This is a genomic window from Bacillus cereus group sp. N11, from assembly GCF_016483605.1.
Taxonomy (GTDB): domain Bacteria; phylum Bacillota; class Bacilli; order Bacillales; family Bacillaceae_G; genus Bacillus_A; species Bacillus_A toyonensis.
This window is the reverse complement of record NZ_JAEHBN010000032.1, coordinates 21,887-48,473: the sequence shown is the minus strand read 5'-3', so window position 1 is coordinate 48,473 and position 26,587 is coordinate 21,887. Positions and strand designations below refer to the sequence as shown.

The window sequence follows — 26,587 nt, the reverse complement described above, 5'->3', positions numbered from 1 at the left end:
TCACACCCGTTCCCATACCGAACACGGAAGTTAAGCTCTCTAGCGCCGATGGTAGTTGGGACCTTGTCCCTGTGAGAATAGGACGTCGCCAAGCAACTAAAACACAAGTCTTTTGACTTGTGTTTTTTTGTATTGTTAAACAGTGCATAAAAGAAGTAATGGTAATACAAACACGTTGCCCAAGAGTAAATCATATTATATAAGAGATGGATGTATATTTTTCTGTAAATTGTTAAGGAATAGAGGTATCAAATATGTTTATTTAAATACAGGGAGGGAAGGTTATGAAATTACAAAGTGAAATTTGCATTGTTTGTGAGACAAAAAGAGAAGAAGGTATATATGTTTATAATAATTTGATATGTCATGAATGTGAAAAAGATATGGTGAGTACTGAGACAGATGATCCAAAATATATATATTATTTAAAACAGCTTCGGAAGTTAGAAGTATCATATTTATAAATAGGCATCTGCCTATTATTTTTTTTGCCTTAATATCTGTATAATAGATACAGAATGAATAATAAGGAAGAGATAGATATGAATCAAAAGCGTATGCCTTTATATGAGGCGTTAATAGAGTTTAAAGAAAGAGAACCACTGTCCTTTCATGTTCCAGGTCATAAGAATGGTGTAAACTTCCCTCAGGAAGCCATTAGGGAGTTTAAAGATATACTATCCATTGATGTAACCGAACTAACAGGGTTAGACGATTTACATAGTCCGTTTGAATGTATAGATGAAGCACAAAAATTATTAGCTGATGTATATGGTGCGGAAAAAAGTTATTTTTTAATTAATGGTTCAACGGTCGGAAATCTAGCAATGATTTTATCTTGCTGCGGTGAGCGTGATATTGTCCTTGTACAAAGAAATTGTCATAAATCAATCATTAATGGATTAAAACTAGCGGGTGCGAATCCAATTTTTCTAGACCCATGGATTGATGAGGCATATAACGTACCAGTAGGAATTGGTGATGAAGTTATTAAAGGGGCAATTAAAAGATATCCTAATGCTAAAGCCCTCATTTTAACGCATCCTAATTATTATGGTATGGGGATAGATTTAGAAGCAAGTATTGCTTATGCACATGCACATAAAATCCCTGTTCTAGTAGACGAAGCTCATGGAGCACACTTTTGCTTAGGGGAACCATTTCCAAAGTCAGCATTAGCATATGGTGCAGATATTGTGGTTCATTCTGCACATAAAACATTACCTGCGATGACAATGGGATCTTATTTACATATAAATAGTCATTTAGTGAATGAAGAAAGAGTTTCTGCTTATTTGAGTATGCTACAATCTAGTAGTCCGTCATATCCAATTATGGCTTCACTTGATATAGCGCGCTTTACACTAGCAAGTATAAAGGAAAAAGGTCATGATGAAATTGTCGAGTTTTTACGGAGATTTAAAAAAGGATTGTGTTCCATTTCGCAAATAGCTGTTTTACAATATCCGTTGCAAGATGATTTAAAGATTACTGTACAGACTCGTTGTCAGTTATCAGGATATGAATTACAGTCTGTATTTGAAAGGGCCGGAATATATACAGAAATGGCAGATCCATATAATGTCCTACTTATTTTACCTCTACAAGCAAAAGAGGAGTACATGAGGGCTATAGAGATAATTCGAGTTGCGTTGGAACATTATGAGGTGAAAGACAAGAACGAATCTATTCGTTATACTTATAAAAGAGAATCCTCTCCTTTACCGTATACATATAAACAATTAGAAGGATACAAAACAAAAGTAGTACCTATAGAAGAAGTGGTAGGGATGATAGCGGCGGAAATGATAATTCCATATCCGCCTGGAATTCCATTGATTATGTATGGAGAGAGAATTACTTCAGAACATAAAGAACAAATTATGTATTTAGAGAAAACAGGAGCTCGTTTTCAAGGTAGCACGAAAGATATGAAAGTGTATGATATAGAAAGTAGGTTTTAGGATGAAGGGATTATTTGTAACAATTGAGGGGCCAGAAGGTTCGGGTAAAACAACGTTAATTAAAAAATTATTACCATACTTTGAGCAAAAAGAACAAAAGGTAATGGCGACGAGAGAACCAGGTGGTATAGCAATTTCTGAAGATATTAGAACAATTCTACATAAACAAGAATATACGATGATGGAAGCACGTACAGAGGCGCTTCTTTATGCTGCTGCACGTAGACAACATTTAGTAGAAAAAGTTATGCCAGCGCTTAATGAGAACTATCTTGTATTATGTGATCGTTTTATAGATAGCTCTTTAGCGTATCAAGGATATGCAAGAGGCTTAGGAATGGATAAAGTATTTGAAATAAATCGCTTCGCAACAGAAGACTGTATGCCTAGTGTAACAATTTACTTAGACATTGAACCAGAGATTGGTTTAGCTCGCATTGAAAAAGATGCGGGGCGCGAAGTGAATCGATTAGATATGGAAGATATCTCTTTCCATAAACGTGTACGTGAAGGGTATTTACAAGTTGTAGAACGTTTTTCTGATCGTATTGTATTAGTAAATGCTGATCAACCAATGGAAAAACTTATAGAAGAAGTTGTTCAGATTATAGAAGATAAATTGTTATAATAGAAGGAAAGAATGAAATAAGTGAGGTATGCATTATGACGAAGACGTGGGAGCAGCTTTCTGCTATACAGCCCATCGGTGTAAAAATGTTGATGAATAGCATTGCAAAAGAGCGTATATCCCACGCTTACTTGTTAGAAGGAGGGAAAGGAACAGGGAAGTTTGCAACAGCGATTCAAATGGCAAAGAGTTTCCTCTGCTCTCAAAGGAATGAGGTAGAACCATGTCATGTATGTACAAATTGTAAACGAATTGACTCAGGTAACCACCCTAACCTACATATTGTAAAACCAGATGGATTATCTATTAAAAAGCAACAAATTCATGATTTACAGGAAGAATTTTCAAAAACAGGATTAGAGGCAAATAAAAAAGTTTATATTATCGAGCATGCAGATCGTATGACAGCAAATGCGGCAAATACACTATTGAAATTTCTAGAGGAACCGAGTAGTGATACAACAGCTATTTTACTTACTGAACAAAGTCATCAAATTTTAAATACGATTTTATCTCGCTGTCAAGTTGTTACATTTAGACCGTTACCTACGGAGTCTTTAAGTAGAAGATTACAGGATGAAGGCATTACGTCCTCTTTATCAACTCTAGCTGCACAGCTTACGAATAGTTTTGATGAAGCTTTAGCTTTATGTAATGATGAATGGTTTGCACAAGCACGAACTTTAGTGATAAAATTATGTGAAGCGCTCGAAAAAGATAAAGCCTCTATTTTTTTTGTACAAGAAAAATGGGGAAAACACTTTGGAGAGAAAGAACAGTTACAGCAAGGTTTAGATATGTTGCTCCTTATTTATAAGGATTTATTATATGTTCAACTTGGAGAAGAAGATCGTCTTGTTTTTCATGAGCAGAAAGAGATGTTTGAATCTTTTTCCTATGCTCAGAAGCGCATTGTATCAGCTCTCTTTAATATATTAGAGGCAAAAAATAGAATCAACGCTAATGTAAATGCGCAGCTTGTGTTCGAACAGTTAGTGTTGCGGTTGCAGGAGGGATGACCGTTTTGTATGATGTAGTAGGTGTTCGCTTTAAGAAGGCCGGCAAGGTATATTACTTTGATCCGAATCAGTTCGATATCTCTGAGAATGAGTTTGTAATTGTAGAAACGGTAAGAGGTATTGAATACGGAAAAGTAGTTATTACCAAAAAGCAAGTTGATGAAAACGATGTTGTGTTACCGTTAAAAAAGGTTATTCGTATCGCAAATGAAAATGATCGTACCATTGTTGACGAGAACAAACATGCTGCGAAAGAGGCATATCAAGTTTGTCAACAAAAGGTAGTAGAGCATAATCTAGATATGAAACTTGTAGATGTAGAGTATACGTTCGATCGTAATAAGATTATTTTCTACTTTACTGCAGATGGTCGGATTGATTTCCGCGAACTAGTAAAAGACTTAGCGGCAATTTTTAGGACGAGAATTGAACTAAGACAAATTGGTGTTCGTGATGAAGCGAAGATGCTTGGTGGTATTGGTCCATGTGGTCGTATGCTTTGTTGTTCTACTTTTTTAGGAGATTTTGAACCTGTATCCATTAAAATGGCAAAGGATCAAAATTTATCATTAAATCCTGCAAAAATTTCTGGTTTATGTGGTCGCTTAATGTGTTGCTTAAAATATGAGAATGATGAATATGAGGCAGCAAAGGAACAACTTCCTGATTTAGATCAACGTATACAAACACCACATGGTACTGGCCGTGTTATCGGATTAAATATTTTAGAAAGATTAATTCAAGTGGAGCTAGTAGACAAGGAACGGATAGTAGAATATACGTTAGATGAGTTAGTGAATAAAGGGGTCGTTTCGAGTCAAACCACAGATTAATGAGGTGGGTGCTTGTGGAGAAAAAAGATATTTTTGCATCGGTTTCTAGTATGGAAGAGCAAATTGGACATTTATATAAACAGTTGGGTGAATTAAAACAACATCTTGCAGAGTTGTTGGAAGAAAATCAACATATAAAAATGGAAAATGAAAATTTGCGACACCGTTTTGAAGAAGTGCAGAATAAAGAAAAACAAAAAGCTCAAAAACGTAAAGAAGTGAAGCCGAAGACGGATATTGGTGAAGGCTATGACAATTTAGCAAGACTATATCAAGAAGGTTTCCATATTTGCAATCTACATTATGGAAGTGTACGTAAAGAGGGAGATTGTTTATTCTGTCTGTCATTTTTAAATAAAAAGTGAAATTACCTTTCCAATTATAATTGGAAAGGTAATTTTTTATACATGAGAATAGAACAAAATGTATTTGTATATTAGTAGAAGATGAAATAGGGTAGGTTAAGTGTAAGAAAAGGAGTAATATATGAATTTATACGAAGATGAACGTTTAGATTATTTATTAGCGCAAGATATGAAGATTATACAAAGTCCATCGGTGTTTAATTTCTCTTTAGATGCCGTTTTACTTGCAGATTTTGCTTGGGTGCCAATTCAAAAAGGAAATTTACTTGATTTGTGCACAGGTAATGCGGTTGTGCCCCTTCTATTAAGCACGAGAACAAAAGGGAATATTACAGGTGTGGAAATTCAAGAACGTTTATATGATATGGGAATAAGAAGTGTTCAATACAATAAGTTAGAAGAAAGAATTCAACTCATACATGGAGATTTGAAAGATATGCCAGAGAAACTTGGGCGCCATCAATATGATGTTGTTACATGTAACCCTCCTTATTTTCAAACACCTCAAACGTCTGAGAAAAATATGAATGAACATTTAGCAATAGCTCGTCATGAAATTATGTGTACGTTAGAAGATGTTGTATCTGCAAGTAGTCAGCTAGTAAAACAAGGCGGGAAAGTAGCGTTTGTACATCGCCCAGGTCGTTTACTCGACATTGTTACATTAATGCGTAAATACAAAATTGAACCAAAGCGTGTGCGATTTGTTTATCCTAAGGCAGGTAAAGAAGCAAATACATTGTTAATTGAAGGAATTAAGGATGGGAACGCAGATTTAAAAATCCTACCACCTCTTTTTGTATACGAAGAAAATAACGAATATACAAAGGAGATTCGTTCAATTTTATATGGAGAAGAATAAGCATTGTTTTTATGTGGTGGAATGTTCTGATGGAAGTTATTATGCTGGATATACAAATCATATAGAAAAACGGATTCAGACTCATAATAGTGGAAAAGGTGCTAGATATACACGTGCTAGACTTCCAGTTGTTTTAAGGTATGTAGAGAATCATGAGGATAAACGAACAGCTATGCAGGCTGAATATCATTTTAAGCAGTTAACGAGAAAACAAAAAGAAGAATATATGCAAAAAGGAGAACGCTATGTGGCAGCAAAAAAGCTTTCAACAAAATGAAAAGGGGATGTTATATCTAGTACCTACTCCAATTGGAAATTTAGAAGATATGACATTTCGTGCAATTCGGATTTTAAAAGAGGTAGATGTTATTGCAGCGGAAGATACAAGACAAACCAAAAAACTTTGTAATTATTTCGAAATTGAAACACCTGTCATGAGTTACCATGAGCATAATAAAGAAGTAAGTGGAAAGAAAATATTAGAGAAGCTAGAGGAAGGGAAGAATATAGCACTTGTTAGTGATGCTGGTATGCCGTGTATTTCCGATCCAGGCTACGATATTGTTGTCGAGGCCGTAGCTGAGCAATATCATGTGGTTCCGCTTCCTGGGGCAAATGCAGCCCTTACAGCGTTAATTGCATCGGGTCTTGAAACAAAGCAGTTTTATTTCTATGGATTTTTACAAAGAAATAAAAAGGAACGAAAAATGGAATTAGAAAAACTTCGCTATGTGCAAACTACAATGATGTTTTATGAAGCACCTCATCGTCTAGATGACACTTTAATCTCGATGCAAGAAATATTAGGCAATAGGGAAATTGTATTATGTCGAGAGTTAACGAAAAAGTTTGAGGAATTTATTCGAGGAACAATCGAAGAAACAATTGAATGGACGAAGCAAAATGAAGTTCGTGGTGAGTTTTGTATTTTAGTAGCTGGTTCAACGGAAGAACCTGCTCCAGAAGAACAATGGTGGGAATCTATTTCGGTATATGATCATATTGAACATTATATAAATGAAAAAGGCATGAATTCAAAAGAGGCGATAAAAACAGTCGCTAAAGATCGAGATTTGTCGAAACGCGATGTGTATCAAATCTATCATGTCGATAAAAAATAAGCTTCTCATAATTGAGAAGCTTATTTTGCTGTTTCGATATAATCTTGAAGTTCGTTTAAGATTTGCTCAGCGCCTTCTTTGCTTAAGATAATTTTACCTTCAGCTAAAGATAGGTTACCATCAGATACTTCACCAGTTACTTGGCAAGTCATGTTTGGTTTATATTTTTTTAAGATGATTTTTTCGTCATCAACATAAATTTCAAGTGCATCCTTTTCTGCAATACCTAAAGTACGGCGTAATTCGATTGGAATTACAACACGACCTAATTCATCAACTTTACGAACAATACCAGTAGATTTCATAATTCTTTTCCTCCTAAATAAATAGTTTATAAGTTTCGAGTCTATTTTTTTGATTCGTCATTTTTCGACAAAATACCCTATGGACATATGATACCAATCATTTACATTTCCGTCAATTCTTAAATTCTATATTTTTTAAAAAGATTTATAGATTTCTTACTTCTTATATATAATAGAATGGGAGTAATTTTTGCAATTATTTTCTGAAAAATATATTTATTTAAAAGTAGGGTTGTATATTTTGTTTGAATATGAGTAATAGATGATAAAGATATGTAGCATTAACTGGTGTTTATCCCGCGTTAACGAGCAATAAGATTCCCGCTTTAAAATGCGGTTGGAGCAAAGAAGTTAAGTTGGAGTCGGGCTGCTCGTAAAAGATTGATTAGTGAGAGTTAATAATTTGTGGGGGATAAACACCCCTACGGATTAAAGTTTCACTTTATATATGAGTTTTTGATATACTATTTATAAATACATATGAGGTTATTCGGGAGGTCCAAAACAATGACAAAGGAAAATAAGTCCTTTTATATTACTACCCCAATTTATTATCCAAGTGGAAAGTTACACATTGGACATGCTTATACGACAGTAGCAGGAGATGCAATGGCACGATATAAGCGTATGCAAGGCTACAATGTTCATTATCTAACAGGAACTGATGAGCATGGGCAGAAGATCCAAAAGAAAGCAGAAGAGTTAAATGTGACACCACAAGCATACGTGGATAATATTGTTGCAGGAATTAAAGAGCTTTGGGAGAAGATGGATATCTCTTATGATGATTTTATTCGCACAACTGAAGATCGTCATAAAGATGTTGTCGAAAAGATCTTCAAGCAACTAGTAGACCAAGGTGATATTTATCTTGATGAATATGAAGGTTGGTATTCTGTACAAGATGAAACATTCTATACAGCGCATCAATTAGTAGATCCAATTATGGAAGGTGACAAAGTAGTTGGAGGAAAAAGTCCAGATAGTGGTCATGATGTAGAACTTGTTCGTGAAGAATCATATTTCTTTAGAATGGGTAAATATGTCGACAGACTATTAAAGTTCTATGAAGATAATCCACATTTTATCCAGCCAGAGTCTCGTAAAAATGAAATGATTAATAACTTCATTAAACCAGGATTAGAAGATTTAGCAGTTTCTCGTACTTCATTTGATTGGGGAGTTCGTGTTCCAGGCAACCCAAAACATGTTATTTACGTATGGGTTGATGCATTATCTAACTACATTACAGCATTAGGTTATGGAACAGAAAATGAAGAGATGTATAAGAAATTCTGGCCGGCAGATGTGCATTTAGTCGGAAAAGAAATTGTTCGTTTCCATACAATTTATTGGCCAATCATTTTAATGGCATTAGATTTACCTCTTCCGAAAAAGGTCTTTGCTCATGGCTGGATTTTAATGAAGGATGGAAAAATGAGTAAGTCAAAAGGAAACGTAGTAGATCCAGTTACATTAATTGATCGTTACGGATTAGATGCATTACGTTATTACTTACTTCGAGAAGTTCCGTTCGGATCTGATGGCGTATTCACACCAGAAGGATTTGTTGAACGTATCAACTTCGATTTAGCAAATGACTTAGGTAACTTATTAAATCGTACAGTAGCTATGATTGATAAGTACTTTAACGGAGAAATACCTGCATTTAAAGCAAATGTAACGGAATTCGATGAAACGTTAGTAACGTTTGCAAAAAATACATTGCAAAAAGTAGAAGACGCAATGGAAAATATGGAATTCTCTGTAGCGCTAAGCTCAATTTGGCAATTGGTTAGCCGTACGAATAAATATATTGATGAAACACAACCGTGGGTATTAGCGAAGGATGAAAATGATCGTGAAAAGTTAGCTTCTGTAATGGCTCATTTAGCAGAAGTACTTCGTCAAACAGGTATTATGCTTATGCCATTCTTAACAGTAGCACCAAGCAAGATGTTTGCTCAACTTGGTCTTACTGAAGAAGCACATAAATCTTGGGAAAGCCTATCTATAATTGGATGTATTCCAGGTGGAACAAAAGTAGAAAAAGGAAACCCAATTTTCCCTCGTTTGGAAATGGAAGTAGAAGTAGAGTATATTAAAGAACAAATGAAGAGCTCTGCGCCTAAAGTAGAAGAGAAAAAAGAAGAAGAACCGCAGGCAGAAGAAATTACAATTGATGATTTCTTTAAAGTAGAATTACGAGTAGCTGAAGTAATATCGGCTGAACCTGTAAAAAAAGCAGATAAGCTGTTAAAAATCCAGCTTGATTTAGGTACAGAAAAGCGCCAGGTTGTTTCAGGTATTGCAAAATTCTATTCTCCGGAAGACTTACAAGGTAAAAAAGTTATTTGTGTAACAAACTTAAAACCTGTAAAATTACGCGGTGAATTATCACAAGGTATGATTTTAGCGGGTGAAGAGAATGGAGTATTGTCATTAGCAACAATCGACCAAAATCTTCCGAATGGTACAAAAATCAAGTAATTAAGGCAAGAAAAGAGATGTTTCACGTGTAACATGTGTGAAGCGTCTTTTTTCTTTTTAAATTTCCTTTTTTTGCATTAAAATTGTAGTATTGTTATCGTTGAGTTAGAAAGAAAATCGTTTTTCTCTATGATAGAATTGATTTCAATATAAAAGGAGTTATTTATTATGTTGTTTGATACACATTCACATTTAAATGCAGAGCAGTTTGAAGAAGATTTACAAGAAGTTATTGCACGAATGAAAGAAGCAGGAGTTACATATACAGTTGTTGTTGGATTTGATGAAGTAACGATAAAAAAAGCGATTGAATTAGCTGAGGCTTATGATTTTATTTACGCTGCAGTTGGATGGCATCCTGTAGATGCTATCGACATGAAAGAAGAACATTTAGCTTGGTTAGAAGAATTAGCTTCACATCCTAAAGTCGTTGCAATTGGAGAAATGGGACTAGATTATCACTGGGATAAGTCCCCTAAAGAAATACAGAAGGAAGTATTCCGTAAACAAATTGCATTAGCTAAAAAAGTGAAATTACCAATCATTATACATAACCGTGATGCAACTCAAGATATTGTTGATATTCTAGAGGAAGAGAATGCGGCTGAAGTAGGGGGTATTATGCATTGCTTTAGTGGTAGTGTCGAAGTAGCACAGCGATGTGTTGATATGAACTTTTTAATTTCATTAGGTGGACCGGTTACATTTAAAAATGCTAAGAAACCGAAAGAAGTTGCAGTAGAGATTCCTTTAGAGAAATTGTTAATAGAGACGGATTGTCCATATTTAACACCACATCCATTTCGAGGGAAGCGAAATGAACCGAGTTATGTAAAGCTTGTAGCAGAAGAAATTGCGAATTTAAAGGGGATTTCTTATGAGGAAGTAGCAGAAGTTACAACAAAAAATGCAAAGGCTTTATTTGGTGTTGAATAAAAAAGGAATGGGAGAACCCATTCTTTTTTATTTTTTGAGAAAAGAAATAGTAGAAGCGAAAGAGAAGATAAGGGGAAATTAGGAAGTGTTACAATAAGGAGAGAGAACAAAGTTTGTACCAGTCTATTTTTTAAAATGTAAGAATGGGGAAAATAATAATGGAAAAGTCGTCATTTTTTTGTTTTACTAAGTAGAGACGAAATGAGTGTGGAGGCAAGCATGAAAATTAAAGAGATTATCGTTGTAGAAGGTAAAGATGATACAGTTGCAATTAAGCGTGCTGTTGATGCGGATACAATTGAAACGAACGGTTCAGCAATCGGTGATCATGTTATTGAGCAAGTTAAATTAGCGCAGCAAAAACGAGGCGTTATTATTTTTACAGATCCGGATTATCCAGGAGAGCGTATTCGAAAAATTATTTCTGACAAGGTACCTGGATGTAAGCATGCTTTCTTACCGAAGGAAGAAGCGCTTGCTAAAAGAAAAAAAGGTGTTGGAATTGAACACGCTTCTAATGAATCGATTCGCCGTGCTTTAGAGAATATACATGAAGAAATGGAAGCTTACACAAGTGAAATTAGTTGGAGTGATCTAGTCGATGCAGGCTTAGTGGGCGGAGAAATGGCAAAGAGTCGCAGAGAAAGAATGGGTAAGCTATTAAAGATTGGTTATACAAATGCAAAACAGTTACATAAACGTTTACAGATGTTTCAAGTTTCAAAAGAGACGTTTGCAGAAGCTTATAAACAAGTAATACAGGAGGAAAAGAAATGAAAGATATCGCAACGCCGAATCGTACGAAAGACATTGTTGAAAAGTATGGATTCTCATTCAAAAAAAGTTTAGGACAAAATTTCTTAATTGATACAAATGTATTAAATCGTATTGTTGATCACGCAGAAATCGGTTCAGAAAGTGGTGCAATTGAGATTGGACCAGGTATCGGTGCGTTAACAGAGCAGTTAGCAAAGCGTGCTAAAAAAGTGGTGGCTTTTGAAATTGATCAAAGATTATTACCAATTTTAGACGAGACGTTAGCTCCATATAGTAACGTTACAGTTATAAATAAAGATGTACTAAAGGCAGATGTACACGAAGTGTTTAGTGAGCAATTTGAAGAAGGACAAGATGTAATGGTAGTAGCTAATTTACCATACTATATTACAACGCCAATTTTATTTAAATTGCTTGAAGAAAAATTACCGGTTCGTGGATTTGTTGTTATGATGCAAAAAGAAGTTGGAGATCGTTTAGCTGCTAAACCTGGAACGAAAGAATATGGTTCTTTATCAATTGCTATTCAGTATTATACAGAGGTAGAAACAGTTATGACTGTACCGCGTACAGTGTTTGTACCACAACCAAATGTTGATTCTGCGATTATCCGTCTTCTAAAGCGTCCGAAACCAGTTGTAGAAGTGACAAATGAGACTTTCTTCTTTGAAGTAGTAAGAGCAAGTTTCGCACAGCGCCGTAAAACTTTAATGAATAATTTATCGAATAATTTAAATGGTTTCCCGAAAGATAAAGAGCTGTTGGATCGAATTTTAACAGAAGTAGGAATTGATCCAAAGCGAAGAGGCGAAACGCTATCTATCGAAGAGTTTGCAACATTAAGTAACGCATTAGTTCTTCATAAGTTATCATAAGGATATGAAAGGGACAGTTCAATTTGAGCTGTCCCTTTTGTCACCTTTCCTTTCCTAAATTCATACTTTAAAAACAGGTAAGATGGCCTAACGAGTTTGGAGGTAGGAGAATGGCTTTACATGTTGGAGAATTAGTGGAACGATATTCTCATAATAGGGATATCCTTTTTCGTATTATAGAAATAAAAGGCGAGATAGCTATATTGTTTGGGGAGGAAATTAGACTTGTGGCAGATGCGCCGCTTGAAGATTTAATTAGTATAGATCAACGAGAACATAAAAAAAGAGTGAAGCGTGAAAAAGAAACAATGGAGCGCACGTACCGTTTATTTCAACAAGATTATGTATTGATGAAACAAAGGCATGAACACACTTCAACTGGTGGATACACAAGTGAAGTGAATTACTTTCAAATGCCAGGACGCGTATTGCATATAGATGGGGACCCTTTGTATTTGCGCAAGTGTTTAGACCTATATAATAAAATTGGTGTTCCTGTACAAGGTGTTCATTGTAAGGAAACAGAGATGCACGAAAAGGTAGTAGACTTAATAGATCATTTCCGCCCAGACATTTTAGTTATTACAGGACACGATGCCTATACAAAATCCAAAGGGGTAAAGGGAGATTTAGCAGCATATAGGCATTCAAGGCATTTTGTACAGGCTGTCCGAGAAGTACGAAAAAAATATCCATCATTGGATCAACTCGTTATTTTTGCTGGGGCGTGTCAATCGCATTTCGAGGCGTTAATTCGAGCGGGTGCTAACTTTGCTAGTTCTCCGTCTAGGATTAACATTCATGCACTAGACCCTGTGTATGTGGTTGGTAAAATTAGCTTCACTTCATTTATGGAGAGAGTAAATGTATGGGATGTTGTACGTAATACGATTACTGGTGAAAAAGGACTGGGTGGAATTGAAACGAGAGGGATTTTACGAACAGGATTACCCTTCCAACATTATGAAGAATAAGCAAGGTACATACGTATCTTGCTTTTTTATGCGTAAGAGAATGAAATGAATTTGGATAAAAAGTGGTAAGAGCGTAAAGACTATACAATGATACTTTTACAATATAGTATTTCTTCTATCTATTCGAACGCATGATGCTTTTATAATGATATAGTCTGTGAATTGCGGTTAATAATTGGGATAGATATATCGTGTTTTAAGTGTTCAATCTAAATTACAGCGAGGTGTAGCAAGGTATATGTCAAAACGTTTAGATGAAATTAAAAGCGAATTAGATCACCATCTTGGACAGCGACTTATGTTAAAGGCGAATAGCGGAAGAAGAAAAACAGTGGAGCAATCAGGTGTACTTGCAGAAACTTATCGTTCTGTGTTTGTTGTACAGTTAGACCAACAAGAAGATGCATTGCAACGTGTATCTTATAGTTATGCAGATGTTTTAACAGAGACGGTAGAGTTAACATTTTATGGTGAACCCCATAATGAAATTATTTTATAACTCATGTGTCGTTACATATATTCCCACAAATGAAAAGTTATATTATTTTGCATACTAATTATACCGTAGCAAAATAAGGGGGGACTCTGCATTGAGTAGACGAAGAGGTGTCATGTCAAACCAGTTTAAAGAAGAGCTAGCAAAAGAGCTGGGCTTTTATGATGTTGTTCAGAAAGAAGGATGGGGCGGAATTCGTGCGAAAGATGCTGGTAATATGGTGAAACGCGCTATAGAAATTGCAGAACAGCAATTAATGAAACAAAACCAGTAGTTGTAAGATTACTTTCTATGCTACGGTAGCCGAGGAGAGATTCCTCGGCTTTTTGTACTCTGAAAGGTGCCATCATTTTACATAAGTAGTTTCATTCTGAATGCTTTTCGTTATAATTAGGGAAGTGTCATCGTCTTACTATAAATTTATGGTAAAATAAACGATAAAAGATTGAGTACATAGAGTGGGTGAATAGATTGAAGCTACTAGTGAAAGCACCAGCAAAGATTAATCTGTCGTTAGATGTACTGGGAAAAAGACAAGACGGATATCATGAAGTGAAAATGATTATGACAACAATTGATTTAGCGGATCGTTTAGAACTAATGGAATTAGCAGAAGACCGTATTGAAATTTTATCCCATAATCGGTATGTCCCAGACGACCAACGAAATTTAGCTTATCAAGCAGCGAAATTATTAAAAGAGAAGTTTAATGTGAAAAAAGGTGTATCTATTACTATTGAAAAAACGATTCCAGTAGCAGCTGGATTAGCAGGTGGAAGTAGTGATGCAGCAGCGACATTACGTGGTCTTAATAAATTATGGAATTTAGGGCTTACAATTGACGAATTAGCAGAGCTTGGCTCAGAAATTGGATCAGATGTATCGTTCTGTGTATATGGAGGGACAGCAATTGCCACTGGAAGAGGAGAGCGAATTGAGCATATAAAAACGCCACCTTCTTGTTGGGTTATTTTAGCGAAGCCACATATTGGTGTATCTACTGCTGACGTGTATGGAAATTTAAAACTAAATCGAGTTACACATCCAAATGTAGATAAAATGGTTGATGTCATCAATGCTGGGGATTACAAAGGGATTTGTGATACTGTTGGTAACGTCTTAGAAGATGTAACATTTAAGATGCATCCCGAAGTTGCTCGTATTAAAGCACAGATGAAACGATTTGGAGCAGATGCTGTATTAATGAGTGGAAGTGGTCCAACTGTATTCGGACTTGTACACCATGATTCGCGAATGCATCGCATTTATAACGGATTAAAAGGATTTTGTGAACAAGTATATGCGGTACGTTTATTAGGAGAGCGAGAAACGCTTGAATAAAGACGTATAATACGTTATGATTTGTTTAGAATATTCGTGATTTGAGGTGGGCGTATGAAAATTAGACGAAGTACAAGATTAGTCGATATGACATATTACTTGTTACAAAACCCTCGTCAGCTAGTTTCTCTCACTTTTTTTGCTGAAAGGTATCAATCGGCTAAATCCTCTATTAGTGAAGATTTAGTTATTATTAAGCAAACGTTTGAACAACAAGGGGTCGGCACATTGCAAACGGTACCAGGAGCAGCAGGAGGAGTGAAATATATACCATATATAAGTGAAGAAGAGGCAGATCTAATTATTGATGAGCTTTGTAGCTTATTTGAAAATCCAGATCGTATTTTGCCTGGCGGTTACTTATACATGACAGATCTTTTAAGTAATCCTCGTCATATTAATGGTGCAGGTCGTTTGTTTGCTTCTGTCTTTGCTAGGCAACCAATCGATGCAGTTATGACGGTAGCAACAAAAGGGATTCCACTTGCTTATGCAGTGGCAAACTACTTAGATGTACCGGTAGTAATTGCGAGGAAAGATAATAAGGTAACAGAAGGTCCAACTGTTAGTATTAACTATGTATCAGGTTCTTCTAAACGAATACAAACAATGACGTTGGCAAAGCGTAGTCTTCCAGAGGGATCAAACGTTTTAATTATTGATGATTTCATGAAAGCTGGCGGAACAATTCAAGGTATGATGAGTATGCTAGAAGAGTTTAAGGCTAATGTTGTTGGTATCGGTGTATTAGTAGAATCCACAGATATCGAAGAACGACTTATTAATAACTTTGTATCATTAATTCGTCTTTCAGAAGTTGATGTGAAAGAAAAATCGATTCAAGTGGAGAAGGGGAATTATTCACTTACACCATTTGATGAAGGACTTGTAGAGGTTGAATAAAAAAGGTAAAGCAAATGGCTTTATCTTTTTTTTATTCTATTTATAAATTATAAAATAGATGGACAAACTGCTTTTCGTGCACTATTTTTAAAGAGTAAAAATAAATAATAAAAGGGTGAAAAAATATGAAAGTTGTTCAAACAAGCAAGGCACCACAAGCAATTGGACCTTATTCACAAGGGATTATTGTAAATAATATGTTTTACAGTTCAGGACAAATTCCATTAACAGCAAGTGGAGAGCTTGTAACGGGAGATGTAACAGTACAAACAGAACAAGTATTTGAAAATTTACAAGCAGTATTAGAAGAAGCAGGTGCTTCATTTGATACGGTAGTAAAAACAACAGTATTCTTAAAAGATATGGATGATTTTAATGCTGTTAATGAAGTATACGGTTCTTATTTCTCTACTCATAAACCAGCACGTTCTTGTGTACAGGTAGCAAAATTACCGAAAGATGTTTCAGTTGAAATCGAAGTAATCGCCCTAGTTAAGTAACCTTTTGTAAGCGATAACCTCTACTAATCCTTATATTCAATTGCAATAAAAATTTTTATCTTAAAAATTTTTAAAAAATTAAAGGGAAAATAGAAAATTTGTGGAATTTATACAAATATATCGCTTATTTAGAAAAGGGTGGTGAACACAAGATGGAAGTGACTGACGTAAGATTACGCCGCGTAAACACAGAGGGCCGCATGAGAGCAATTGCCTCTATTACTCTAGACCATGAATTTGTTGTTCATGATATTCGTGTAATTGATGGTAATAATGGATTATTTGTAGCAATGCCAAGTAAACGTACTCCAGATGGAGAATTCCGTGACATTGCACATCCGATTAATTCTAATACACGCTCTAAAATTCAAGATGCGGTTTTAACGGAGTATCATCGTTTAGGCGAGTTAGAAGAGGTTGAGTTTGAAGAAGCAGGTGCTTCGTAAAATTCGAATGAAAAGGGCTTTTGAAAGAAAGTCTTATAATTTTGTAGCAAACTCCTGTAAGCATTTACAGGAGTTTGTTTTTTTTTGACTTTATATAATTTATATTTAAAACATTCATCGTTTATTAAAATGAAGAGAAGAAACTACTAATTTTTTCAAAATCATTTTAAATAGTATAGCTTATTTCTTAAAAAAGATACTAAAGAGTAAAACATCTTATAAGAATTATGGTAAAATTTAATAGTTAAAATGTGTTTCTTGAAATATATGATGATTTAGGATAATATCGTTAATGGATAAATAGGTTGCGATGGAGGGTCTATATGTCAAACAGATTTGCAGTGATTCTAGCTGCAGGTAAAGGCACACGTATGAAGTCTAAGCTATACAAAGTGCTGCATCCTGTATGTGGAAAACCTATGGTACAACACGTAGTCGATCAAGTAACTCAATTAGGATTGCAGAAACTTGTAACGGTCGTTGGACATGGTGCTGAAATGGTACAAGAACAGCTAGGAAACGTAAGTGAGTTTGCATTACAAGCAGAACAACTTGGTACAGCGCATGCTGTAGATCAAGCTGCTAGCGTACTTGCAAATGAAGAAGGAACAACTTTAGTTATTTGTGGTGATACACCTTTAATAACTGCTGAAACGATGGAAGCATTACTTCAGCAACACAAAGAAGCAGGAGCAATGGCAACTGTGCTAACAGCATACATAGAAGAGCCTGCTGGATATGGCCGTATCGTTCGTAACGAAAATGGTCATGTTGAAAAGATCGTTGAGCATAAGGATGCAAATGAAAAAGAATTAGCTATTAAAGAAATCAATACAGGTACGTATTGTTTTGATAATAAAGCTTTATTCGCTTCACTTTCTAAAGTTTCAAATGATAACGTACAAGGTGAATATTACCTTCCAGATGTTATTGAGATTTTAAAAAATGAAGGTCATATCGTATCAGCTTATCAAACAGAGCACTTCGATGAAACGTTAGGTGTTAACGACAGAGTCGCTCTATCGCAAGCGGAAATTATTATGAAAAATCGTATCAACCGAAAGAACATGGTAAATGGTGTTACAATTATTGATCCAAGTAACACATATATTTCTGCTGATGCAATTATCGGTAGTGATACAGTTCTTCATCCAGGAACAATTATTGAGGGGAACACTGTAATTGGTTCTGATTGTGAAATTGGACCGCATACAGTAATTCGCGATAGTGAAATTGGAGATCGTACGACAATTCGTCAATCTACTGTACATGATAGTAAGCTTGGTACAGAAGTATCGGTTGGTCCATTTGCACATATTCGCCCAGATTCAGTTATTGGAGACGAAGTACGCGTTGGAAACTTCGTGGAAATCAAAAAAACTGTTTTTGGTAATAGAAGTAAAGCTTCACACTTAAGTTATATCGGGGATGCACAAGTTGGAGAAGACGTGAATCTTGGTTGTGGTTCAATTACGGTGAACTATGACGGCAAGAATAAATTTAAAACTGTGATTGGTAACGGGGTATTTATTGGATGTAATTCAAATCTTGTTGCTCCTGTAACAGTTGAAGATGGTGCTTATGTGGCAGCAGGCTCTACAATTACAGAGAATGTCCCATCAAAAGCATTATCAGTAGCACGTGCACGTCAAGTTAACAAAGAAGACTATGTTGATCAATTGCTGAATAAGAAAAAATCATAATGTGGAGGGTTAATCTAGATGTCGACTCAATATCTAAATTCTAATTTGAAAGTATTCTCTTTAAACTCTAATAAGGAACTTGCTGAGCAAATCGCAAAGCATATTGGAGTAGGACTAGGAAAATGTTCTGTTGATCGTTTTAGTGATGGAGAAGTTCAAATTAACATTGAAGAAAGTATCCGTGGTTGCGATGTATTCATTATTCAATCTACAAGCTTCCCAGTAAACGAACATATCATGGAATTACTTATTATGATCGATGCATTAAAGCGTGCATCTGCAAAAACAATTAATATTGTTATTCCTTACTATGGTTATGCGCGTCAAGACCGTAAAGCGCGTTCTCGTGAACCAATTACATCGAAACTTGTAGCAAACTTGCTTGAAACAGCAGGTGCAACTCGTGTAATCACTCTAGATTTACATGCTCCACAAATTCAAGGATTCTTTGATATCCCAATCGACCACTTAATGGGTGTACCGATTCTTTCAGATTACTTTGAAACAAAAGGTCTTAAAGACATCGTAATCGTATCACCTGACCATGGTGGTGTAACTCGTGCTAGAAAAATGGCAGATCGCCTAAAAGCGCCAATCGCTATTATTGATAAACGTCGTCCTCGTCCGAATGTATCAGAGGTAATGAACATTATCGGTAACATCGAAGGCAAAACAGCAATTTTAATTGATGACATCATTGACACAGCTGGTACAATTACATTAGCAGCAAACGCTCTTGTTGAGAACGGTGCTTCTGAAGTATATGCTTGCTGTACACACCCAGTATTATCTGGCCCAGCAATTGAACGTATTCAAAATTCGAATATTAAAGAGTTAGTTGTAACGAACTCTATCGTATTACCAGAAGAAAAGAAAATCGACAAAGTACATGAACTTTCAGTTGCTCCATTAATTGGAGAAGCAATCATTCGTGTATACGAAGAAGAATCTGTAAGTGTATTATTCAATTAATTGGATAGAATGAGACGTAACCAAGCTTGGTTACGTCTTTTCGTATCGAAAAAAGAAAGTAGTGGTACAAGAATGAAATTGATAGTAGGACTTGGGAACCCAGGTAGAGAATATGAATTAACAAGGCATAATATTGGATTTATGGCAATTGATGAACTTGCAAAGCGTTGGAACATTTCTTTGAATGAACAGAAGTTTAAAGGCGTATTTGGTGCAGGATTTGTTAATGGAGAAAAAGTAATCTTATTAAAGCCACTTACATATATGAATTTATCTGGGGAAAGTATTCGTCCACTTATGGATTACTATAAAATTGATGTTGATGATTTCGTTGTTATGTATGATGATTTAGATATCCCGGTAGGTAAATTACGCCTTCGTATGAAAGGGAGTGCCGGTGGACATAATGGCGTGAAATCAACAATTTCGCATTTAGGAACGCAAGAGTTTCAACGTATCCGTATGGGAATTGATCGCCCGAAAAATGGGATGAAGGTAGTAGATTACGTATTAGGACGTTTTACATCCGAAGAGATTCCTGATGTCAATCATTCCATTGAAAAAGCAGCGGATGCATGTGAAGAGTGGTTAAATAAGCCTTTTCTCCAAATCATGAATACTTTCAACAGTTAAGGTTATGATTGGGAATATTTTATTTTATTTTTACCCATACTAGTAGTAACTGGATATTTAGGAGGCTAGTATGGAAGGGTATTATTATTGTAGGCATTGCGGGAGTAATGTAGGCTCCGTTACCGCAGAAAAAGTATATAGCGACGTTTTATTTCAACTAACAGAGCAAGAGGTAGTAGAGATGATTCATTTTCATGAGAATGGAAATATATATATAAAAACGATTTGTGAATCGTGCCAAGAAACGCTCGCATCTTATCCTGAGTATTATGAATATGAAAAATTTCTACAATAAAATGTTGTCGCTTTGGCATGTCCAAAGCATTTTTCTGTTTTCTTTTTCCAAAATATTTGCATAAAATATGGTGACTTGCTCTTTATGTTGAGAGGAGTTTTGATAATGATAGGTTTATTAGAGCAATTTTATAAAAATGAAGAAATACAATCGGTTATTAATGGGTTAGAAGATGGTTTAAAAGAACAACTTATATCAGGTATGGCAACATCTTCTCGTTCATTATTAATGGCAGCTTTATATAAAAAAACAAAGAAATCGCAACTTATTGTCACACACAATCTATATCAAGCACAAAAGGTACATGAAGATTTAGTGGCATTACTTGGTGAAAAAGATGTATGGCTGTACCCAGTAAACGAATTAATTGCATCAGAAATCGGTGTTGCAAGTCCAGAATTAAAAGCGCAACGCATTGAGGTGCTAAATCGTTTAGCGGCAGGAGAGAATGGGGTTATTGTAGCGCCAGTCGCAGGATTACGTAGATTTTTACCGATAAAAGAATTATGGAAGCAAAAGCAAATTGAAATTAATCTAGGGCAAGAGATTGATTTAGAGGCGCTCTTGCATACATTACATCATATTGGCTACGAACGTAAGTCGATGGTAGAAGCTCCGGGGGAGTTCAGTTTGCGCGGGGGCATATTAGATATTTACCCATTAACTGAAGAATTACCATTCCGTATTGAATTCTTCGATACAGAAGTCGATTCTATTCGATTATTTGATGTGGATGAACAGCGTTCTCAAGATAAAAAGGAAAGTGTTAAGTTTGGTCCGGCAACAGAGTTTTTATTTTCACAGGAAGAATTGAAATCGGGAATTAAGCATCTTGAAGAAGGTTTGACTAAGACGATGCAAAAACTTTCCGATGACAAATTAAAGACTGCAGTGCTTGAGACAGTAAGTCATGAAATTGAAATGTTGAAAAATGGCCAAAGTATAGAACAGATGTTTAAATATTTATCTATTTTCTATAAAGAACCTGCTAGTCTGATAGATTATTTACCAGAAGATGGTGTTGTAATTTTAGATGAAATCTCTCGTATTCAAGAAACAGCATCACATCTTGAAACGGAAGAAGCGGAATGGTATATATCACTTCTTGGTGAAGGAACAATAATTCAGGATTTATCTTTCTCCCACTCATTTGAGGGATTTCTTCATCATAAAAAAAGAAGTTTTGTATATTTAACGTTATTCTTACGCCATATAGCACATACGCATCCGCAAAACATTGTGAATGTGACATGTAAAACAATGCAAGATTTCCATGGGCAGATGCAGTTATTAAAAACTGAAATTGATAGATGGAATGAAGGGCACTTTACGACTGTTGTGCTTGGAACAGATGATGAACGTGTAAAAAAACTACAACATATTTTAAGTGATTATGATATTGAAGCGGATATTGTAGAGGGCACAGATATTTTATTGCCTGGAAGGTTACAGATTGCTGTAGGTGATTTACATGCAGGATTTGAAATGCCGATGCAAAAGCTCGTTGTCATTACTGAAAAGGAGCTTTTTCATAAGAAAGTTAAAAAATCACAACGTAAGCAAAAGTTATCTAATGCTGAGCGTATTAAAAGTTATTCGGAATTAAAAGTTGGAGATTATGTAGTTCATGTAAATCATGGTATAGGTAAATTTTTAGGTATTGAGACATTAGAGATTAATGGTGTTCATAAAGATTATTTAAATATTAAATATCAAGGTAACGATAAGCTATATGTTCCAATTGAACAAATCGATCAAGTGCAAAAATATGTGGGTTCTGAAGGTAAGGATCCGAAAGTTTATAAATTAGGCGGGAACGATTGGAAGAAGGTCAAAACGAAGGTTGAAAAATCTGTACAAGACATTGCAGATGACCTAATTAAATTATATGCTGAGCGCGAAGCTTCAAAAGGCTATGCATATACACCAGATACGGCAGAACAACAAGAATTTGAATCTTCCTTCCCGTATCAAGAGACAGATGACCAATTACGTTCTATTGAAGAAATTAAGAAAGATATGGAACGCGGACGTCCGATGGATAGGCTTCTTTGTGGTGATGTAGGATATGGAAAGACCGAAGTAGCTATTCGTGCAGCATTTAAAGCAATCATGGATGAAAAACAAGTTGCGATTTTAGTACCGACAACAATTCTGGCACAACAACACTATGAAACAATTCGAGAGCGTTTTCAAGATTACCCGATTAATATAGGGTTACTAAGTAGATTCCGCACGCGGAAACAACAAAACGAAACGCTTAAGGGGTTAAAAGATGGCACAGTAGATATTGTAATCGGAACGCATCGTATTTTATCTAAAGATGTTACTTATAAAGATTTAGGACTTCTTATTATTGATGAAGAACAAAGATTTGGTGTGACGCATAAAGAAAAAATTAAACAATTAAAAGCAAATGTTGATGTGTTAACCCTAACGGCAACGCCAATTCCACGTACACTTCACATGTCTATGCTTGGTGTGCGTGACTTATCTGTCATTGAAACGCCACCAGAAAATCGTTTCCCAGTCCAAACGTATGTGGTGGAATATAATCCAGCGTTAATGAGAGAAGCGATAGAGCGAGAGCTTGCAAGAGGTGGGCAAATTTACTTCTTATATAACCGGGTAGAGGATATCGAAAGAAAAGCAGATGAAATTTCGATGCTAGTTCCAGACGCTCGTGTAACATACGCACATGGGAAAATGAACGAAAGTGAATTAGAGTCTGTTATGCTATCGTTTTTAGAGGGACAGCATGATGTTCTTGTAAGTACAACAATTATTGAAACAGGTGTAGATATCCCGAACGTTAATACGTTAATTGTATTTGATGCAGATCGTATGGGACTATCGCAGTTGTATCAGCTTCGTGGGCGTGTTGGGCGTTCTAATCGCGTTGCATATGCATACTTTGCATACAAACGTGATAAAGTGCTATCAGAAGTTGCAGAGAGACGTCTACAAGCAATTAAAGAGTTCACAGAGCTTGGATCTGGTTTCAAAATTGCGATGAGAGATTTATCAATTCGTGGTGCGGGTAACTTGTTAGGGGCAGAACAACACGGGTTTATTGATTCTGTCGGATTTGATCTATATTCTCAAATGTTAAAAGATGCAATTGAACAGCGCAGAGGAACCGATGGAGTTGAAAATACAGTTAATGTTGAAATTGATTTAGAAGTAGATGCGTATTTACCAGATGCTTATATTTCAGATAGTAAACAAAAGATTATGATGTATAAACAATTTAGAGGTGTTTCTACAATTGAGGATATTGAAGAATTACAGGAAGAGATGATCGATAGATTTGGTGATTACCCACAAGAAGTTGGTTATTTATTACAAATTGCAAATATTAAAGTATTGGCAATGAAAGAACAAATCGAATTAATTAAGCAAAATAAATTTGAAGTAACAATTCTGTTCTCAGAACAAGCAAGCCAAAATATTGATGGTGGAAAATTATTCATGCTTGGAAATAGTTTTGGGCGTATGATCGGTCTTGGAATGGAAGGATCACAATTGAAAATCGTTATGAAAACGAATGGATTAGAGACATCGAAGTGGTTAACAATTGCTGAAAATTTATTAAAAGGCTTACCAGATGTAAAAAAAGAAGTAATAAATGCCTAATATTAGATAAAAAAATACAATTCGACGTGCATAGAAGAACTAATGTGTAAAATACTATGTCTAACAGTTGGTGATTTTTACATGAACAGGTAAATTCACCACTTTGATCATCAGTAGAAAGTGAGGCAGCATTAGAATGAAAGCAACTGGAATCGTACGTCGAATTGATGATTTAGGCAGGGTAGTAATCCCGAAGGAAATTCGTAGAACTTTACGTATTCGAGAAGGAGACCCACTAGAAATATTTGTTGATCGCGATGGAGAAGTAATTTTGAAGAAATATTCTCCGATTAGTGAATTAGGGGATTTTGCAAAAGAATATACGGAAGCTTTATACGATAGCTTAGGACATAATGTGCTTGTATGTGATCGTGATTCTATTATCGCAGTAGCAGGCATATCTAAAAAAGAATACTTAAATAAAAGTGTTGGCGATTTAATTGAGAAGACAATGGAAGAGCGTAAGTCTGTAATTATGACGGACGAAAGCGAAATTTCAATTATTGATGGAGTAACAGAAAAAGTTAGCTCCTATACAATTGGCCCGATTGTTGCGAATGGGGATCCAATTGGAGCTGTTATTATCTTCTCTAAAGAGGCTATTATAAGTGAAGTAGAGCATAAGTCAGTAAATACAGCAGCGAGCTTCTTAGCGAAGCAAATGGAGCAGTAAAGATATATAATTTTAGAAGTTGCAATCTTTCCTAATTATGATATTTCTTTTGAAAAATCAATTATTTGGAGATATAGGTATATTGAATGAAGGTAGCGCTTTGCTACCTTTTTTCGTTGAACATTTTTAGTTTTGTAAGAACTCTTTATTACTCGTGGGTGTAAGGGAGCCTGTTTTTTCTTTGTGATATAATACGAGAGGTGAGAATAGAAAAAGGAGTTTTCTTGTATGGAAGCGAAGAAGTATCAAGCCTTTTGGCGTGGGGCTATTATATTAACGATCGCAAGTTTTATTACAAAAGTATTAAGCGCTTTTTACCGTATTCCATATCAAAACATAGCGGGAGATGTTGGTTTTTATATTTACCAACAAATTTATCCGTTTTATGGATTTTGTTTAATTTTAGCTACTTATGGATTCCCTATTATAATTTCAAAAATGGTTGCAGAAAGATTAGAAAGAGGAAAACAAAAAGAAGCAGAAGAAATAATTTGTGTATCTTTTTGGTTTTTATTAGGAATTGGCTTTATAGGGTTTTTCACATTGTTCTTTGGTGCCGAAACGATTGCATCGGCTATGGGTGATGTACACTTATATAAGTTATTACGTGTTATTTCATTTTCATTCATATTAATGCCATTCTTATCCGTAGCGAGAGGATATTTTCAAGGATTTAATAATATGATGCCGACGGCTGTTTCACAAGTAATTGAACAAACGATTCGTGTATCTATTATTGTCTTTTTATCACTATTCCTTATTGCTCACGGATTTGATCTATATACAGTCGGTGCAGGTGCTATGTTAGGTTCGATTGCAGGCGGGCTTATTGGGATTATCGTACTTTTACTTTATATGCGTCATGATTTTCACGCCATTTTCTTTAAAAGCTTGAAGAGAGTTGGGGGAAAAAGAAGAATTGTTAAAATCCTTTTTTGGCAAGGAATAGCTATTTGTGTTAGTAATTTAGTCCTTATTTTTATACAAATGGCAGATTCGGTTTCCTTCTATACTTTACTCATTGGGGCAGGGGAACAGGCTGAAAGTGCAAAGGTACTAAAAGGTGTTTATGACAGAAGTATCCCTCTCATGCAATTAGGTACTGTCGTGACAACGTCTTTCTCATTGTCACTTATTCCGATTATTACAGCGGCAAAGGAAAGAGGAGATCTTGCTTTTATTCAAGAAAAGGTAAAGTTAGCGATGAAAATAACACTTGTTATTGGATTTGCAGCAGCCATCGGATTAACTTGCATTATTCAGCCTACAAATATTATGTTATTTGAGAATAGTGATGGGTCAGATGTGTTATCGATTTTATCTTTATCTATTTTATTTAGTTCATTGTCAATTACAACTGCTTCTATTTTACAAGGGCTGGGACAAACATTAAAACCAGCAATATTCGTTGTATTTGGAGGTTGTTTGAAGTTAGTTTTAAACTATATGTTAATGCCGCATTTTGGAGTTAAAGGAGCTGCGATTGCAACTTTAATTGCGCTTGTTGTAATTGCCTTGTTAAATAGTGTATTACTTATGCAATCTGTATCGGGGTCGCTTATTGATAAGCAGAAGATGTTCGGTATAGTTATTAGTGGTATCGGTATGGGATTTGTGTTAATAATGTTTATTCGTGTGTTACAAATGTCTGGGTTAGTAATTGATGGGAATCATAGAGGAATCGCGACATTTGAAGCGTTGTTAGGTGTAGCTATTGGCGGATTGACATACATGTTTTTAATTTTAAAATTACGTGTATTTACAAAAGAAGAATTAGGATCCGTTATGAAAAAAGAGAAAAAAGAAGGTTCATTGAAGAAGAGTGGATAGAGGTGACAGG

28 protein-coding genes and 1 rRNA gene are annotated in these 26,587 nt (G+C 35.3%); 28 read left to right on the top strand and 1 reads right to left on the bottom strand.

Going from position 1 to position 26,587, the window contains the following annotated elements; genetic code table 11:
* The 10 genes from rrf to rsmI form a co-directional block, all read left to right on the top strand.
* Window positions 1-94 (top strand): 5S ribosomal RNA (rrf, locus tag JDS98_RS29015); the annotation flags it as partial.
* A 190-nt stretch (window positions 95-284) separates the two neighbouring features.
* A complete protein-coding gene (locus tag JDS98_RS29010) occupies window positions 285-464 on the top strand; it encodes a sigma factor G inhibitor Gin (protein WP_097958136.1) in 180 nt (59 codons plus the stop codon).
* Window positions 465-542: 78 nt separating this feature from the next.
* The gene (locus JDS98_RS29005; RefSeq protein WP_098912725.1) at window positions 543-1,964 is read left to right on the top strand and encodes an aminotransferase class I/II-fold pyridoxal phosphate-dependent enzyme; all 1,422 of its coding nucleotides are present in this window, start codon (window positions 543-545) and stop codon (window positions 1,962-1,964) included.
* Between the two features lies 1 nt (window position 1,965).
* Window positions 1,966-2,592 (top strand): dTMP kinase, encoded by a 627-nt coding sequence (gene tmk / locus JDS98_RS29000; protein WP_000677212.1) that lies wholly within the window; start codon window positions 1,966-1,968, stop codon window positions 2,590-2,592.
* 35 nt (window positions 2,593-2,627) lie between these two features.
* Entirely contained in the window at window positions 2,628-3,611 is a 984-nt protein-coding gene (gene holB, locus JDS98_RS28995) for a DNA polymerase III subunit delta' (protein WP_000169567.1), read from the top strand.
* A gap of 5 nt (window positions 3,612-3,616) precedes the next feature.
* The gene (locus JDS98_RS28990) at window positions 3,617-4,444 is read left to right on the top strand and encodes a PSP1 domain-containing protein (protein ID WP_000272428.1); all 828 of its coding nucleotides are present in this window, start codon (window positions 3,617-3,619) and stop codon (window positions 4,442-4,444) included.
* Window positions 4,445-4,458: 14 nt separating this feature from the next.
* A complete protein-coding gene (gene yabA / locus JDS98_RS28985) occupies window positions 4,459-4,809 on the top strand; it encodes a DNA replication initiation control protein YabA (RefSeq protein ID WP_000412058.1) in 351 nt (116 codons plus the stop codon).
* A gap of 121 nt (window positions 4,810-4,930) precedes the next feature.
* Window positions 4,931-5,671: a tRNA1(Val) (adenine(37)-N6)-methyltransferase gene (locus JDS98_RS28980; RefSeq protein WP_001055365.1), complete on the top strand. Its 741-nt coding sequence runs from the start codon at window positions 4,931-4,933 to the stop codon at window positions 5,669-5,671.
* A complete protein-coding gene (locus JDS98_RS28975) occupies window positions 5,658-5,948 on the top strand; it encodes a GIY-YIG nuclease family protein (protein ID WP_000414346.1) in 291 nt (96 codons plus the stop codon). Before JDS98_RS28980 ends, JDS98_RS28975 begins: the two co-directional genes overlap by 14 nt.
* The gene (gene rsmI, locus JDS98_RS28970; protein WP_000267798.1) at window positions 5,917-6,792 is read left to right on the top strand and encodes a 16S rRNA (cytidine(1402)-2'-O)-methyltransferase; all 876 of its coding nucleotides are present in this window, start codon (window positions 5,917-5,919) and stop codon (window positions 6,790-6,792) included. The genes JDS98_RS28975 and rsmI overlap by 32 nt, the downstream gene beginning before the upstream one ends.
* 20 nt (window positions 6,793-6,812) lie before the next feature.
* On the opposite strand, the gene JDS98_RS28965 is transcribed toward rsmI, so the two are convergent.
* Entirely contained in the window at window positions 6,813-7,097 is a 285-nt protein-coding gene (locus JDS98_RS28965) for an AbrB/MazE/SpoVT family DNA-binding domain-containing protein (RefSeq protein WP_000843036.1), read from the bottom strand.
* Between the two features lie 507 nt (window positions 7,098-7,604).
* On the opposite strand from JDS98_RS28965, the gene metG reads away from it, so the two are divergent.
* The 18 genes from metG (at window position 7,605) to JDS98_RS28875 (ending at window position 26,577) form a co-directional block, all read left to right on the top strand.
* Complete coding sequence (gene metG / locus JDS98_RS28960; RefSeq protein WP_242481001.1) at window positions 7,605-9,587, top strand: methionine--tRNA ligase; 1,983 nt, start codon at window positions 7,605-7,607, stop codon at window positions 9,585-9,587.
* Window positions 9,588-9,755: 168 nt separating this feature from the next.
* A complete protein-coding gene (locus JDS98_RS28955) occupies window positions 9,756-10,523 on the top strand; it encodes a TatD family hydrolase (protein WP_000895828.1) in 768 nt (255 codons plus the stop codon).
* A 219-nt stretch (window positions 10,524-10,742) separates the two neighbouring features.
* Window positions 10,743-11,300: a ribonuclease M5 gene (gene rnmV / locus JDS98_RS28950; RefSeq protein ID WP_000692838.1), complete on the top strand. Its 558-nt coding sequence runs from the start codon at window positions 10,743-10,745 to the stop codon at window positions 11,298-11,300.
* The gene (gene rsmA, locus JDS98_RS28945; protein WP_000651557.1) at window positions 11,297-12,175 is read left to right on the top strand and encodes a 16S rRNA (adenine(1518)-N(6)/adenine(1519)-N(6))-dimethyltransferase RsmA; all 879 of its coding nucleotides are present in this window, start codon (window positions 11,297-11,299) and stop codon (window positions 12,173-12,175) included. The genes rnmV and rsmA overlap by 4 nt, the downstream gene beginning before the upstream one ends.
* 110 nt (window positions 12,176-12,285) lie before the next feature.
* Window positions 12,286-13,149, top strand: coding sequence for a sporulation peptidase YabG (yabG, locus tag JDS98_RS28940; protein WP_001173740.1), 864 nt, complete (start codon window positions 12,286-12,288; stop codon window positions 13,147-13,149).
* Window positions 13,150-13,387: 238 nt separating this feature from the next.
* Entirely contained in the window at window positions 13,388-13,648 is a 261-nt protein-coding gene (gene veg / locus JDS98_RS28935) for a biofilm formation stimulator Veg (protein WP_000044348.1), read from the top strand.
* 91 nt (window positions 13,649-13,739) lie between these two features.
* The gene (sspF, locus tag JDS98_RS28930; protein ID WP_001985066.1) at window positions 13,740-13,919 is read left to right on the top strand and encodes an acid-soluble spore protein SspF; all 180 of its coding nucleotides are present in this window, start codon (window positions 13,740-13,742) and stop codon (window positions 13,917-13,919) included.
* A 197-nt stretch (window positions 13,920-14,116) separates the two neighbouring features.
* Complete coding sequence (ispE, locus tag JDS98_RS28925) at window positions 14,117-14,986, top strand: 4-(cytidine 5'-diphospho)-2-C-methyl-D-erythritol kinase (protein WP_000772089.1); 870 nt, start codon at window positions 14,117-14,119, stop codon at window positions 14,984-14,986.
* Window positions 14,987-15,040: 54 nt separating this feature from the next.
* Complete coding sequence (purR, locus tag JDS98_RS28920) at window positions 15,041-15,889, top strand: pur operon repressor (protein ID WP_000702479.1); 849 nt, start codon at window positions 15,041-15,043, stop codon at window positions 15,887-15,889.
* A 125-nt stretch (window positions 15,890-16,014) separates the two neighbouring features.
* Window positions 16,015-16,389, top strand: a complete 375-nt coding sequence (locus JDS98_RS28915; protein WP_000869822.1) for a RidA family protein — start codon at window positions 16,015-16,017, stop codon at window positions 16,387-16,389.
* Window positions 16,390-16,541: 152 nt separating this feature from the next.
* Window positions 16,542-16,835, top strand: a complete 294-nt coding sequence (spoVG, locus tag JDS98_RS28910) for a septation regulator SpoVG (protein WP_000454042.1) — start codon at window positions 16,542-16,544, stop codon at window positions 16,833-16,835.
* Window positions 16,836-17,158: 323 nt separating this feature from the next.
* Window positions 17,159-18,538 (top strand): bifunctional UDP-N-acetylglucosamine diphosphorylase/glucosamine-1-phosphate N-acetyltransferase GlmU, encoded by a 1,380-nt coding sequence (gene glmU, locus JDS98_RS28905; RefSeq protein ID WP_000071045.1) that lies wholly within the window; start codon window positions 17,159-17,161, stop codon window positions 18,536-18,538.
* 18 nt (window positions 18,539-18,556) lie between these two features.
* The gene (locus tag JDS98_RS28900; protein WP_000107420.1) at window positions 18,557-19,510 is read left to right on the top strand and encodes a ribose-phosphate diphosphokinase; all 954 of its coding nucleotides are present in this window, start codon (window positions 18,557-18,559) and stop codon (window positions 19,508-19,510) included.
* 72 nt (window positions 19,511-19,582) lie between these two features.
* Window positions 19,583-20,143 (top strand): aminoacyl-tRNA hydrolase, encoded by a 561-nt coding sequence (gene pth, locus JDS98_RS28895; RefSeq protein WP_079520253.1) that lies wholly within the window; start codon window positions 19,583-19,585, stop codon window positions 20,141-20,143.
* A gap of 70 nt (window positions 20,144-20,213) precedes the next feature.
* Window positions 20,214-20,438, top strand: a complete 225-nt coding sequence (locus JDS98_RS28890; RefSeq protein WP_000399441.1) for an anti-sigma-F factor Fin family protein — start codon at window positions 20,214-20,216, stop codon at window positions 20,436-20,438.
* A gap of 105 nt (window positions 20,439-20,543) precedes the next feature.
* Entirely contained in the window at window positions 20,544-24,074 is a 3,531-nt protein-coding gene (gene mfd / locus JDS98_RS28885) for a transcription-repair coupling factor (protein WP_000579697.1), read from the top strand.
* Between the two features lie 136 nt (window positions 24,075-24,210).
* Window positions 24,211-24,747, top strand: a complete 537-nt coding sequence (spoVT, locus tag JDS98_RS28880; RefSeq protein ID WP_000648310.1) for a stage V sporulation protein T — start codon at window positions 24,211-24,213, stop codon at window positions 24,745-24,747.
* A gap of 228 nt (window positions 24,748-24,975) precedes the next feature.
* Window positions 24,976-26,577, top strand: coding sequence for a putative polysaccharide biosynthesis protein (locus tag JDS98_RS28875; RefSeq protein ID WP_199634593.1), 1,602 nt, complete (start codon window positions 24,976-24,978; stop codon window positions 26,575-26,577).
* Window positions 26,578-26,587: the final 10 nt, after the last annotated feature.